Source organism: Streptomyces sp. TLI_55 (assembly GCF_900206255.1).
GTDB lineage: Bacteria > Actinomycetota > Actinomycetes > Streptomycetales > Streptomycetaceae > Streptomyces > Streptomyces aquilus.
The window spans coordinates 96,339-110,304 of sequence record NZ_OAOJ01000003.1 but is presented as its reverse complement, the minus strand read 5'-3'; the positions used below and the strand labels follow the sequence as shown (position 1 = coordinate 110,304).

Annotated in this window: 7 protein-coding genes and 2 pseudogenes; 3 read left to right on the top strand and 6 right to left on the bottom strand. The window is 66.0% G+C overall.

Features of this window, described 5'->3' with window-relative positions; genetic code table 11:
* Nucleotides 1–78: 78 nt before the first annotated feature.
* From CRP56_RS45485 to CRP56_RS45475, 3 genes are all read left to right on the top strand, one after another.
* Entirely contained in the window at nucleotides 79–2,379 is a 2,301-nt protein-coding gene (locus CRP56_RS45485; RefSeq protein WP_097275980.1) for a glycoside hydrolase family 3 N-terminal domain-containing protein, read from the top strand.
* Between the two features lie 100 nt (nucleotides 2,380–2,479).
* Nucleotides 2,480–3,940, top strand: coding sequence for a glycoside hydrolase family 32 protein (locus tag CRP56_RS45480; RefSeq protein WP_097275978.1), 1,461 nt, complete (start codon nucleotides 2,480–2,482; stop codon nucleotides 3,938–3,940).
* Between the two features lie 27 nt (nucleotides 3,941–3,967).
* Nucleotides 3,968–6,892, top strand: a complete 2,925-nt coding sequence (locus CRP56_RS45475) for a discoidin domain-containing protein (RefSeq protein ID WP_097275976.1) — start codon at nucleotides 3,968–3,970, stop codon at nucleotides 6,890–6,892.
* 471 nt (nucleotides 6,893–7,363) lie between these two features.
* On the opposite strand, the pseudogene CRP56_RS45470 reads toward CRP56_RS45475, so the two are convergent.
* The 6 genes and pseudogenes from CRP56_RS45470 to CRP56_RS45450 all read right to left on the bottom strand — a co-directional run bounded on the left by CRP56_RS45470 (nucleotide 7,364) and on the right by CRP56_RS45450 (nucleotide 13,882).
* Nucleotides 7,364–8,658, bottom strand: a pseudogene (locus CRP56_RS45470) (IS256 family transposase).
* A gap of 102 nt (nucleotides 8,659–8,760) precedes the next feature.
* Nucleotides 8,761–9,213, bottom strand: a pseudogene (locus CRP56_RS45465) (lanthionine synthetase LanC family protein); the annotation flags it as partial.
* A gap of 45 nt (nucleotides 9,214–9,258) precedes the next feature.
* Nucleotides 9,259–11,262, bottom strand: a complete 2,004-nt coding sequence (locus tag CRP56_RS45460; protein WP_179851416.1) for a B12-binding domain-containing radical SAM protein — start codon at nucleotides 11,260–11,262, stop codon at nucleotides 9,259–9,261.
* A 161-nt stretch (nucleotides 11,263–11,423) separates the two neighbouring features.
* The gene (locus tag CRP56_RS47950; RefSeq protein ID WP_179851415.1) at nucleotides 11,424–11,597 is read right to left on the bottom strand and encodes a hypothetical protein; all 174 of its coding nucleotides are present in this window, start codon (nucleotides 11,595–11,597) and stop codon (nucleotides 11,424–11,426) included.
* 125 nt (nucleotides 11,598–11,722) lie between these two features.
* Nucleotides 11,723–12,178, bottom strand: coding sequence for a hypothetical protein (locus CRP56_RS45455; RefSeq protein ID WP_097275972.1), 456 nt, complete (start codon nucleotides 12,176–12,178; stop codon nucleotides 11,723–11,725).
* A 72-nt stretch (nucleotides 12,179–12,250) separates the two neighbouring features.
* Nucleotides 12,251–13,882: a caspase family protein gene (locus tag CRP56_RS45450; RefSeq protein WP_097275970.1), complete on the bottom strand. Its 1,632-nt coding sequence runs from the start codon at nucleotides 13,880–13,882 to the stop codon at nucleotides 12,251–12,253.
* Between the last annotated feature and the right edge of the window lie 84 nt (nucleotides 13,883–13,966).

Here is a 13,966-nt window from a genome sequence, read left to right as displayed (position 1 = left end):
CCCGTCCGCCCGTTCGCCATCAACTTCCTGACCCGTCACGCCCGATGACCTGTGACGACTGATGACTTGGAGTCCATAGTGGGAGAGCCCGTCCGCACCGCGGTGTACCTGGATCCGGAAGCTTCCGTGGAAGCGCGGATCGAGGACCTGCTGTCACGGATGACCCTGCCGGAGAAGGTTGGGCAGTTGCTGATGCTCGACGCACAACACGGGGACCTTGAGGACATCGTGTCGGCCAAGCTGTCCGGGGCGGTCCTGCATGTGACTCCCGAGCGGATGCCGGAGGCCATGGAACGGGCCCAGCGGACACGGCTCGGAATTCCGCTGCTGACCGCCGACGACTGCATCCACGGCCACTCGTTCTGGCCGGGCGCGACCATCTTCCCGACACAGCTGGGCATGGCCTGCACCTGGGATCCCTCTTTGCTCCACCGGGTCGCCCGTGCATCCGCGACTGAGATCGCCACGACCGGAATCCACGGGACGTTCTCGCCGGTGCTGTGCATCACCCGGGACCTGCGCTGGGGCCGGATCAACGAGACGTTCGGTGAGGACCCGTTCCTGATCGGTGAACTGGGGGCCGCGATGGTGCGCGGCTACCAGGGCGAGGGCCTGAGCGACCCGACAGCCGTGCTGGCATACGCCAAGCATTTCGCGGGCTACTCCGAGACCCTGGGCGGACGCGACGCCAGCGAAGCGGATCTCAGCCCGCGCAAGCTGCGCTCGTGGTTCCTGCCCCCGTTCGAGCAGGCGGCTCGTGCCGGCTGCCGCGCGTTCATGCTGGGTTACCAGTCGATCGACGGGGTGCCCATCACCGCGAACGAGTGGCTGATCAACGACGTCCTCAAGGGCGAGTGGGGCTTCACCGGCACGCTGGTGACCGACTGGGACAACGTCGGCCGGATGGTCTACGACCAGCGGACCTGCGCCGACTACGCCGAGGCGGCGGCGGTCGCCGTCAACTCCGGAAACGACCTCATCATGGCCACGCCGGCGTTCTTCGAGGGCGCCCAAGAGGCAGTCGCCCGCGGCCTGGTCGCGGAGAAGCAGATCGATGACGCGGTACGGCGGGTCCTGCGACTGAAGTTCGAGCTCGGACTCTTCGAGGACCCCCGCCTACCCGACCCCGAACGGCAGGCGCAGGTGATCGGCTGCCGCGCACACGCCGACCTCAACCTCGAGACCGCCCGACGCTCCCTCGTGCTGCTGCGCAACAAGGGGATCCTGCCCCTCGAAGGCGGGCTGACCGCAGACGGAACCGGTCGCGCCGCAGGCCAGGGCACGCCGCGTACGATCGCGGTCATCGGCCCCAACGCCGACAGCACGGAGGCCATGCTCGGCGACTGGGCGGGTGCCACCGGCCAGGTGCCGTGGATGCCCGAAGGACATCCCCGCGAGTTGGTGGAGACCGTGCTGGACGGCCTTCGCGCCATCGTCCCCGCCGACTGGACCGTCACCCACGCCCGCGGAGCCGATATCGAAAGCCCCGCCTTCGACCCCGACCAGTGGTCCCTCGGGCCCGACGGCCAACCGCAGCCGCCCGTTTTCACGCCCGCCCCCATCAACGAGGCACAGCTTCGGGAGGCCGTCGCCGCGGCTGAGGCCGCCGACTACGCCGTCGTCGTCGTGGGGGACACCATCGCCCTGACGGGCGAGGTGCGCTCCACGGCCACCCTCGACCTCCAGGGAGGCCAGATCGCGCTGCTGGACGCGGTCGCCGCCACCGGCACGCCCATGATCGTGGTACTGCTCCAGTCCAAGCCGAGTACCCTCCCCGACTCGGCACTGAACGCGGCAGCACTCATCGAGGCGTTCAACCCGGGCATGCGCGGCGGCCGCGCCATCGCCGAACTCCTGCTCGGGCTGATCGAGCCCAGCGGCCGGCTGCCGGTCTCCTTCGCCCGCCATGTCGGACAGCAGCCTGTCTTCTACAACCAGGTGCGAGGCCAGCACGGTGACCGCTACGCCGATCTCACCCAGGACCCCCTGTTCGCGTTCGGTGAGGGCCTGAGCTACACCACTGTCACCTACTCCGACCTTGTCGTGCACGAGGGCGACGTCTCCGCCGACGGCACGGTCCACGCCACGGTGCGACTCACCAACAGCGGAAGCCGCCCAGCCCTGGAAACCGTCCAGGTGTACGTCAGCGACCTGACCACGAGCGTCACCTGGGCCGAGCAGGAGTTGAAGGCTTTCACCCAGGTGGAGATTCCGCCCGGCAAAACCCTCGACGTCGGCCTCAGCATGCCTGCCGCACGCTGCTCCCTCGTCACGGCTGACAACCGCCGAGTGGTCGAACCAGGCGAGTTCGCGCTCCGCGTCGGGCCCAGCTCACGGCGGGAGCAGCAGCTGAGCGCGCAATTCCGCATCCGGGCCTGAAACGCCGCTTGCAGGCCATGTGAAGGCCGCTCGAAGTCCCCGCCCAGCCGATCCCTGACCCGGCTGGGCGGGGCCCTCTGAACCACCGAAAGGCACGCGTGTGTCCACCACACCCCGCGATGAGCACTACCCCGTGGCGCACCTGCGCCCGCCCCGCAACTGGCTCAACGACCCCAACGGGCTGGTCTTCCACGACGGTCACTACCACGTCTGCTACCAGTACAACCCGTACGGTGCGATACACGCGAACCTGCACTGGGGTCACTTCCGCAGCCCCGACCTGCTGAGCTGGGAGCCGCTGCCGATCGCCCTGTCCCCGACCCCGGGTGGCGTGGACGGCGACGGCTGCTTCTCCGGCAACGCCGTCTCCGACGGCGACCGGCTCGTCGCCTTCTACTCCGCGCACCTCGTGGAGCGCTCCCCTCAGCACCAGCCGGTCACTTGCGCCGTCTCCCACGACGGCGGCAGGACCTTCAGCCCGCGGCGCGAACTGCTCATCCCCGAGCTGCCCGAAGGCTGCACGATGTACCGCGACCCGTACGTCTGGCGGGACGGCGGCGGCTGGCGGATGCTGGTCGGCGCCGCCCTCGCGGACGGCCGCGCCGCCGCCCTCCTGTACGAGTCGCCCGACCTGGAAAACTGGACCTACCGAGGGCCCTTCGCCACCCGTCACCCGGAGCCCATCGGCGGCACCGAGGAGCTCACCGGCGAGGGCTGGGAATGCCCCCAGTATCTCCCGGCAGCCGGCGGACAGGGCGCCCTCATCTTCAGCACCTGGACCGAACCCACTGGCCCGATGCGCGTCGCAGCCCTGATCGGCGAAGAGCACGACGGCCACTTCAAGGCTGGCGCACCGGTGTGGGTGGACCACGGCCCCGACTGCTACGCACCCGCCCTGCTGCGGTCACCCGGCGGCAGATGGCTGCTGTGGGGCTGGTCATGGGAAGCCCGCGACCAAGCCTGGGCCGTCGCGGACGGATGGGCCGGCGTCCTCACCCTGCCCCGCGAGATCCACGTCGGCGCCGACGGCACCCTGCGCCAGCAGCCCGCCACCGAACTGCTCGCGCTGCGCGGCGCACACACTGTGCATGCCGAGGGTGCGACCCATGACCCGAAGCCGGTGGAACTGGGCAGTGTGGGACCGGCCTTCGACCTGGCGGCCCGTCTGGAGCCCACCGGAAACGCCGGCCTGCGGCTGCTCACCACCCCCGACGGATCCGAGCACCTGGACATCCGCCTCGATCCGGACGCGGGCGAACTGGTCGTCGACCGCTACCACGCCTCACTGGACCCCCGGGCCCACGGCGGCACCTACCGGATGCCCTGCCCCACCGGCCGACCTGCCGACCTGCGCGTGGTCGTCGACCACTCCATCGCCGAGATCTTCCTGATCACCACCGGCCAGGTCCTCACCCTGCGCTTCTACCCGACAGGGCAGGGCTCGTGGCGACTTCAGGCCCGCACCGCACCGGGCACGCGCCTCGGCTTCACAGTCGACGCATGGGAGCTGCACCCGCTCGTGATCAAGACGCCGACCACCGGCGCCGCAGAGCAGTACTGAACCAACAGGTCTGAAGGAGGATCCTCAATGAGCTCGTACGGTCTTGGACGACGTCAGTTCCTCACGACCGCCATCGGCGTCGCCGCCGCCTGGACCCAGGTTTCCGGCAACGCTGCCGCCGCCACCTCGTCACGCAATTCTTCCGTGCAGGTCTGGCTGACCGACATTTCGTCCAAGAAGTGGGTCGTCGGCCAGAGCGATGTGCTGTTCCGGACGAGGAACACGGACAACCCGCTCACGATCAAGGTCGACGACAGCGTCAAGTACCAGAAGATCCAGGGCTTCGGAGCGGCCATGACCGACTCTTCCGCCTGGCTCATCAATAAGCTGTCCACCGCTGACCGAGCAAAGCTGATGCAGAAGCTGTACGACCCCTCGAAGGGCATCGGCCTCAGCCTGATCCGCACGCCGATGGGCGCCACGGACTTCAACGCGTCCGGAAACTACTCCTACGACGACATGCCGGCGGGACAGACAGACCCGACGCTGTCCAACTTCTCTGTCCAGCACGACGAGAAGTACATCATCCCTGTATTGCGGCAGGCTCTCGCACAAAACCCGTCCGCCAAAATCATGGCCAACCCATGGAGCCCACCAGGCTGGATGAAGACCTCGGACTCCATGATCGGAGGCACCCTCAAGAGCGAGTACGCTTCCACGCTGGCCGACTACTTCGTGAAGCTGATAAAGGCTTACGGCAGGGCCGGTGTGCCGATTTTCTACATCTCGCCGCAGAACGAGCCCATGGGCACCCCCAGCTGGCCCGGCATGTTTCTGTCCGCCTACCAGGAATCCGCAGTGATCCAGGAGATCGGCCAGGCGTTCGCGGCCAACCGCATCTCCACGAAGATCCTGGCCTGGGACCACAACTGGGATGTGCCCTCGTACCCCGAGACGATCTTCAGCGACCCAGCCGCCTCCCAGTACACGGCCGGCACCGGATGGCACATCTACAGCGGCAACCCGACGTACCAGACGCTGGTCCACAACGACTTTCCGGGCAAGGAATCCTACATCACGGAAGCCAGCGGAGGCGTCTGGCAGGGCGACGACGAGACAGCGTTCAATGACGCCCTCGGCACGTGGATCATCAAGGGCATGCGCAACTGGGCCAACGGCGTGATGCTCTGGAACACCGCGCTCGACCCCGACTTGGGGCCGCTCAACAGCGACACCAACGGCATCCCCATGTGCCGGGGACTGGTCACGGTCGATCCGGACAGCGGACAAGTCACCTACAACGTGGACTACTACGCACTCGCTCACGCCAGCCGGTTTGTGAAGGTCGGAGCGCATCGCATCTACTCGAACACCTTCGGGGAAGGAAGCATCGAGAGCGTCGCGTTCCAGAACCCGGACGGCTCCAAGGTCCTGATCGCGTACAACTCGGGGAGCGCCGCGAAGACCTTCAGCGTGGCGGACGGAACGCAGTCCTTCGACTACACCCTGAACGCCGGCGACGCCGTCACGTTCACCTACACGGGCCGGCGCAGCGGCGGAACCCCCGCGGCGACCAATGTCTTCGACCCGACCCATGACTTCACTTTCAAGTCGGCGTCCGGTGCCGTGACGATCACGTACGACCCGGCGCTCCTGCCCTACCAGAATGCCGTCCGTACCGGGAACAAGCTGCTCACGTACTCCCTGCCGATCGGAGCGTCGATCCGGACACCCGGATCCTCGCTGAGCCGTGGCAAGTGGACCGCCACGGCCTCGTCGAGCCCGGACTGGGGTGCGGCCTCGAACGCGATCGACGGCGACATCAACACCCGGTGGAATCTCGGCCAGGGGACGACCAGCGGCGCCTGGTTCCAGATCGATCTGGGGAGCCCGACAAGGTTCAACAAGATCATATTCGCCACCGGAGAAAGCAACTCCTTCGACTACGTCACCAAGTACCAGGTGTATGTCTCGGATGACGGGGCCGAATGGGGCAGCGCGGTCGCGAACGGCAGCGGGAACATAGGGAAGATAGCCGTCACGTTGCCGGAGCAGACGGCACGGTACCTTCGCATCGTCTGCGTCGCGGCATCCGGTTTCTGGTGGGGCATCGCCGAGATCAATGTATACGGATCCCCGAGCGGCACCGGTTCCATCGCAGCCCCGACAGCGGTGCCCAAGGGCCTGCAGCTGAAGACCTGGACCAGTCCGGAAGGGGCACAGGTCACCGCGGTTTTCAACGGCACCGCCGGCAGCCAGAGCTTCCCGGTGTCCGCCGACGGCTCGTACACCTACACGCTGCCGAGCGGGACCTCGGCCATGTTCACCACGCAGAAGCTGTCCAGCTTCCCCGCGCCGGTCTTCAGCAGCCTGAAGCCGAAGCAAGGCATACCGCGCGCCAAGTTCACGATCACCGGTTCTCACTTCGGTGACGCGCAGGGGCTGGGTACGGTGCGTTTCGGGAAGCACTTCGCCGAAATCGACAGCTGGTCGGACACGAGCATCAGCGCGTACGTGCCGAGCGGGCTTCCGGTGGGGACGTACAAAGTCTCGGTGAACGGCGCCGGCGGAGCGGACGCTGGTTCAGCTTCGTTCGACGTCATAGACCTGGGCCCCGCGCTGTCGCGGACGGGCTGGACGGCAACGACCTCGGACACAAGCCCGTACAACGACGGTCCCGCGAACATGCTGGACGGCGATTCCGGCACCCGGTACAGCTCCGGAAGGGGCCAGTACGACGGCCTGTGGATCCAGGTCGACATGCAGCAGACCCAGACGTTCGACAAGATCCTTCTGGATTCAGGCAGCAGCACCGGCGACTATGCGCGAAGCGCGGACGTCTACGTCTCCACGAACGGAACCGACTGGACCAAGATCTCTTCCATAGAGGAAGGTCAGCGAGTCGAGCTGATCTCCTTCCCGACTCGGACAGCTCGCTACATCAAGATCGTCAGCACCGGCGATGTCGCGAGTAACTGGTGGTCGATCGCGGAATTCACCGTGTACAACTGATCTCGGGTTCTCATGGCCGGAGTGGCACGCCTGGCCGAGGGCGTGGCTCCGGCCACAAGAGCTCGTAACACGATCTTGTTGAAGTGTCCTGACGGCGTGACCGAGTGCCGATTTGGCCGTTCGGGACGGTGTGCGCACTCGGCCGCGGATCATGGACGAGGACTTGTGGGCGCTGATCGAGCCGCTGCTGCCGCCTTGGCCGGAGAAGTCGCCGGGGCCGCACGGTCCGTAGGTGATAGACGTGCAGCCGGTTCGACTCGGCTCCGCAGCCCGGGGATGCAACCGGGCCGTCGGGCGTCCGCGCCCGAACCCAGATCCGCTCGCCCTCGTCGACCACATCCTCGACGTCAGCGGAGCCAGCCCGAAAACACCGTACTCACAGGCATCCACCCGCCCCCGTCATAGGGGCGTCTGTTTCGCGCACTTACTGCGGGACTGTCAAACGAGTGGTGTAACTGGGGTAGTTGAGGGTTAGTGACGGGCTGCGGAGAGGCGGCCGTCGAAGGTGATGTCGAAGGCGTTGAGGGCGGTTTTCCAGCGCATGGTCCAGCGGGCTTGTCCCTTGCCGGTGGGGTCGAGGGACATGATCGCCATGTAGACGCACTTCAACGCGGCCTGCTCGTTGGGGAAGTGTCCCCGGGCTTTGACAGCCCGCCGGATGCGAGCATTGACCGACGCGATCGCGTTGGTGGTGCAGACGATGCGCCGGATCTCGGTGTCGAACCGGGCAGGAAGGGGATGAACTCCTCCCAGGCGTTCTCCCACAGTTTGACGGTCGCCGGATACTTCCTGCCCCAGGCATCGGCGAACTCGGTGAACCGGTCCAGGGCGGCCTCCTCGGTCGCAGCGGTGTAGACGGGCTTGAGCAGACGCGCGATCTTGTCCCAGTCCTGGCGGGCGGCATAGCGGAAGGAGTTCCGCAGCAAATGGACGACGCAGGTCTGCACGATCGTCCGCGGCCAGACCGCCTCCACCGCCTCGGGCAGGCCCTTGAGCCCGTCGCAGACCAGCATCAGGACGTCGCCGACGCCGCGGTTCTTGATCTCGGTGAGGATGTGCATCCAGTGTTGGGCACCCTCGCCGCCGTCACCGGCCCACAGCCCGAGGATCTCCCTCCGGCCCTCCACCGTGACGGCCAGGGCCACATAGATGGGCCGGTTCGCCACCGCACCGTCCCGGATCTTCACGTGGATGGCATCGATGAAGATCACCGGATAGACGGTGTCGAGCGGGCGGTTCTGCCATTCGGCCATGCCCTCCAGGACCTGGTCGGTGATGGTCGAGATCGTCTGGCGGGAGACCTCGGCGCCGTAGACCTCGGAGAGGTGGGCCTGCACCTCTCCGGTGGTCAGGCCCTTCGCGGCGAGTGAGATGGCCATCTCGTCGACACCGGTCAGACGCTTCTGCTGCTTTTTGACGATCTTCGGTTCGAAGGAGCCGTCGCGGTCGCGGGGCACGGTTGTCTCCACCGGCCCGACGTCGGTCAGTACTGTCTTGGAGCGTTTGCCGTTGCGGGAGTTGCCGCCGTTCTTGCCGGCCGCATCGTGCTTGTCATAGCCGAGATGGTCGACGATCTCGCCTTCCGTGGCGGACTCCAGCAGCCGCTTGGTCAGCTGCTGGAGCAGCCCGCCTTCACTGGTCAGCTGCAGCCCCTCGGCCTGGGCGCGGCCCACCAGCTCCTCGATCAACTGGTCGTCAACGGCCCTCGCCGACACCACACTTGCGGACTCGGCACTCTCGGACTCGGACACGTTCTCACTGGTCATCGATGCATCTTCCATGATCGGGAGTTACACCGAACGTCTTACAGTCCCAGATGTTGCGGGGCTGGACGTTGTTGGCGCCAGGCAACGGGCGGGGACTCAGTTCGAGGGGTGGGCGTCGTCGGCCGTACGCGCGGCAGCGTGAGCGAGGCCGGCGAAGCCATGGCAGAGGCCGTTGTCCGTCGTGGCCTTGAGCTGTTCGGGGTCGGTGAGGGCGGCCACGAGTGCGTTCTCCACGTCGATCTGGTGGCTGGTATCGCCGAGCGCGAGCGCGGCAAGTTGCTGGGCGCGGGCGAGGCCGGCGGTGCCGTAGCGCCAGGACGGCCGACTGGGGGCTGACGAGCCGACACGCCCCCTGCGCAGCTCTCCCTGAGTGACCCAGTACGGCCAGACCGGCCCGCCGCCTGCCTTGTCCTTCCAGCGGTCCAGCCAGGCCACGATGGTGCGCAGTGCTGCATGGTGCCCATCGGTGACGGAGCCGCTCCGAGCGGCAAGGGCCAGGAGCGCCAGTACGCCACCGATGCCGTGCGCCATACCGGTGTTGGCGTGCCCGCGAGGGCGGCCCACCCTGTTCATCGAGCGTGCAGCGGCAGTGGTCAGGCCCTACACGCCGACCAGCCCCTGTTGACGCAGGACTTGCAGCCCGAAGATTCCTGCCTTTCTGACGTCAACTCCTCCTGTGTCGGGGTCGGACCGGGCGAACGCCTCGACTATCTCCTCCAACGACCGAACGCCGTCGCAGAGTTCGAGCAGGTCGGCCGAGAGCTGGCTCAGCAGGACGTACGAGGCCTCCTCCCCGTCCCTGGTGACCCGCGCGAGAGTCGAGCTCCCGGCGGGCAGGCGAGCGAGGCTCTCCTTCCGCCTCAGGTAGGCGATGAGCTGCTCGTAGTCGACCGCAAGCCTGATGAGTGAGATGCTCGACGGAATGTGTGGCACCCCGGGTCGGGCATCGATTGGGCGCTGATGCTCATCAGCCTGCTTTCTCAGTCGGCACACCTCACGTTCAAGCCTGACCATGTTCAGGATCACCGTGTGGCTCGGGTTCGACGTCGGTGTGAGATAGGCGCTCTGCAGGAACTGGAACAGCTCGTGCTGGAAGTCTGGATGCGCATAGTAGGCGGACACGTCGAAGGACGACTTCCACTCCTGGCCGATTCGTGGAAGGCGCCATGCGCGCCATGCGTCGAAGACGGTGAGCAGGTCTCCGCTGTCCTGGTGGAGTGCGATCAGCAGCCATCGGAAGCGTTGCATCCCGATAAGGACGAACTCCCGTAGCTCCTTGAGATAGGACTTGTCCAGCCACTGGGTGGGCACCGTGTAGAAGTTGGGGAAGACCTTCGGGTACGACGCGATCAGCTCCCGGTCCTGGGGGCTTTGTTGCCAGCCCTGGTGGGACATGTCCGAGTAGATCCCGTCCAGGGTGAGCTGATCGGCGTAGCGGCGCTGGATGGGGGTGTCGGCGAGTGGGGCGAGCAGGTGCAGTTGGGGTTCCACGTGGTCCAGGCGCAGCGCGTCCATGAGGAACGACACGGTTCCGCGTAGGTCGTCCGGTGTCTCTTCCGGGAAGCCGGTTATCAGCGAGGCCGCTGTCTTGATGCCGTAGCGGTCGGAGCATTCGAGCCGCTTCATCGCTTCGTGGAGGTCGATGCGCTTCTTGATGATCTTCTGGAGCCGGGCGGAGCCGGTTTCGATGCCGAAGAAGATCCCCCGGCAGCCTGCGCGGTGCATCAGTGCGATGAGCTCCTCGTCGATGCAGTCGGTGCGGGCGCTGCAGGACCATTCGTAGCTCTCGCCAGCCTGCAGCAGCGTTTCGCAGAACTCCACGACCTTGCGCCGGTCCACCGTGAACATGTCGTGGACGAGGTCGAATGCGGTGATGCCGTACTGCTGCTTGATCTGGCGCATCTCCTCAAGCACCCGTGCCGGCGACTTCAGGCGGAAGCGGCGCCGAAAGAAGTCGTTGGTGGAGCAGAACTCGCAGGCGAACGGGCAGCCGCGGCCGAGTTCCAGGGGAAGGTCGCGGCACTCGTCGATGTACGGGTGGAGGTGGAACGCCGGCGTGGGCAGGGCGTCCAGGTCCTTGATCACTGGGGCGTTCGGGTTGCGTGTCACCTCTGCGCCGGAGCGGAAGGTAAGGCCGGCGATCGGCGCGGGCGAGGAGCCCGTGTCGATCGCGTCGAGGAGCAGCGGCAGAGATTCCTCGGCCTCGCCGCGCACCACGAAGTCGATGAAGGGGAACGCCCGCATCGAGGGCACGTCCACCACGGAGGCCTGCGGGCCACCGAGGATGATGGCGGCGTGCGGCTTGGCCTGTTTGATGCTTTCGGCGATGCGGAGGGTCAGTGGGTAGCTGCTGCAGATCGTGCTGAAGCCGTAGACGTCGGCAGGCAGCGACGTAATCCGCTCGGCCGCGAAAGCGGAGAACTCCACGGGCGTCCGTGCGGCGCCCTCTGTGTCGCTGTTCCTGGCGTGGAGGAACTCCTGGTACCACCGGTTGAGGTCGACGACGATCGGCTGCCGGCCCTGCTGTTCGAGCACCGCGGCCAGGCTCAGCACGCCCAGCGGCACATTCTCGGAGACCGTCTTGATGGTGCGGTTCTCTGCCACGGAGGCGTCCTGGTACTCCGTCACGGTCGGCGGACTGATCAGGCACACTTTCATCTCTGTGATCCCTCCTGAGGACCGGGGTGCACGATGGGTGCCAGCGCGCCGGGCCCCGCCGGGTGGGTATGTGGCGAGGCCCGGAATCCGTACGGTGACCGGAGTGGTCAGAGGCCCACCGACACGCTGATCGACACCGAGATGAACGCCTGGGCGTCATGGCCTTGCATGGATTCGACGATGTTGTTGCGGAACTTCTCCTGGAGGGCGGTGAGCTCGGTGTTGCTCAGGCCCAGGTCCGGAACGGAGACGACTACCTGTTGGGTTGCTTGCTCGCTCATGAGTTCCTCTTTCGGTGAGATGGATTGCTGCGGCTGAACCGCCTGGCAGTGGGGTCGGAAGAACCTGTCCGCGAGACCCGCATGCGTCGGCGGGGCTGCCGGTCGATCGCGTCGCCGCGGTGGCGCTATCCGGGATCACGTTCGCGCGCTTGACGGAGTGTCTCGGCGATGACGTCCCGCAGCGATCGTTCTATTGCTGTGTGAAGCGAACGTGACGGGCGGCCAGCGCGTCGGACGAACCGGAACGGGCGCTCGAACTGTCCGATGGTGAGGAGCTGCTCGCTTTCACCCGAATCGGATTCACCGCGGAGGCGCTGATACGAGACGCCCAGGCCTTTGACGTGTGCGGGAAACCTTTCCCGATCGGCGTCGTCGAGGGTGACATTGCCGTCACTGAATTCCTCGATGTGCCTGCGGAGTTCTGCGAGCCATGCGGGGCGGGCTCCGGACGCGGTGAAAGCGCGGGACATGGCGACGTCTATGTCCTCATCCGAGAATCTGGAGAGATCTGGTTCACGGAACTGGGCGAGGTCTCGGGCCGCCTTCTTGTAAATGGCGCCATATACGTTGTCGGCCATCATCTGTCTCGTTTCCTCGCAGGGGGTGACTGCACGAAGGGCAGTCACCCCCTGCGGAGCGGTGGTGCCGGTGCGTCAGACCAGAGCCAGGACGTACGGCGCGAGTTCGAATACCGTGGGGAGGACGTCGCCGGCGAAGTCGGCGATGTCGTCGACGGCGTCGAAGATGTCGCCGAAGATGTCCTTCGGCAGGTGCGCCGCCTTGTCTGAGGCCTCCCCGTCGGTGACCATCTCGATGATCACCGGGGCGAGGTGCGTGAGGCTGGTGACGACGGCTTCCCAAAAGTCCGGGTTGTCGATCAGCTTGCGCGGCACCTTCCTGGCAATGCGGGCAGCGACGTCCTCGGTGGCACCCTTGGTGAGCTCTTCGGGGTACAGGTCCCAGTAGAGCTGGGGGAAGCAGTTGGTCATGGTCCACGATGTGTCGAGCACCTGGGGCCACCAGTCCTCGTCGGTGAGGCTCTTGTTGCTGACCAGGCGAGGAGCCTTCGGCTTGACGCCGACCGCCTTGCTGGCGGCGGCAAAGGCGGGCGTGAGCATCGTGGCGTAGGCCAGGACGTCGCGCTGGGCGGTGGTCCCCGCTCCTCCTGTCTGGTAGCCGGTCTTCGGCTTCCCGCCCGGCTTCTTGGACGGAGTACCGGTCGCCGCCTCGATGATCGGCTTGATGACCTTCTCGACTGCTCGTTCTACTTGCGTGGTGGTCACGGTCATGGTTGCTGTTTCCTTTCTTGACTTCGCGGGCTGCGATTTCCGTCCGAGGGGATTTCCGGATTCACCGCTCATCAGGGAGGCGATGAAGTCTTCCACCCAGCCGCTTATCTCCGATTCGGTTGCGGGCGGCTCCGAAAGGAATGCCTCGGACAGGCGGAATTGCTGGTCCTGGGGAGCGAAGCAGCCGGGGGTCTGCTCCATCTCCAGTTCGTCGAGCGAATCGGCGGTGCGTTCGATCAACTCGCTGACGGTGCTTGCTGCGTCCATCTGCTGCAGCAGCGCGTAGGTGAAGGCCGACAGGCCGTCGGTGTCCTCGCTGCCTGCCGCTGCGGTCTCCCGGGCCGCGCAGGCCGTCAGCAGTACGGCGTTGACCTCGACCTCGGCCCGCGCCTTGACGCCCTTTCTGCCGGGCCCCGAACCGGAGAAGAGTTTGGTCTTGGAACGAGCCGGCACACGACCGAAGAGCTTCAAGGTCGGGGCCTTGCCTCCCACCAACTCCTTGGCCTGCGCTTTGACGGACTCGTAGGGAGGCACGAACACCTTTGCCCGCGTGGTTCTGAAGCGCTGTTGCGGGTCGAAGTAGTCCTTGTTCATGCCGCCCGAGTGGCAGGCATCGAGGACAACGGTGAGCGTCCCCGGAGGAACCTGTCGGCTGCGTTCGACCAGTTCCGTGTCCTCCAGGAACTGATCGCGGTCGTGGCAGACCAGGACCTCGACGTAGCCTCCGTCGCGCCGGTCGCGGTACCCGTGCGACGACTGGTAAAAGACACAGCGGTCTCCGGGCTGAACGTCGGACAGGAGCCAGTCGAGTCCGTCGCGAATGTTCGCCAGGGTCGCTTCCTCGTCGTGGAGCATGTTGATCTCGGAGTCTCCGTCGGAGAACTCCAGCTGCTCCAGAAGATCCCGTACCGCGTAGCTGTCCTTTACACAGCTATTCAGCTGATTGCCAGGGACCTCATATTTGTCGATGCCGACCAGCAGAGCACGGTTTGCCATGGATTTTTCCTTTCACGGGCTGCGGCTTGACACATCTCGATCCCATCCGCCGGAATGCGACAGCCGGGATCCGCTCGTGGACAC

Coding starts and splice junctions, on each gene's coding strand:
- CRP56_RS45475 (WP_097275976.1), top strand. CDS start 3,968: ATGAGCTCGTACGGTCTTGGACGACGTCAGTTCCTCACGACCGCCATC.
- CRP56_RS45455 (WP_097275972.1), bottom strand. CDS start 12,178: ATGATGGCCGACAACGTATATGGCGCCATTTACAAGAAGGCGGCCCGA.
- CRP56_RS47950 (WP_179851415.1), bottom strand. CDS start 11,597: ATGAGCGAGCAAGCAACCCAACAGGTAGTCGTCTCCGTTCCGGACCTG.
- CRP56_RS45450 (WP_097275970.1), bottom strand. CDS start 13,882: ATGGCAAACCGTGCTCTGCTGGTCGGCATCGACAAATATGAGGTCCCT.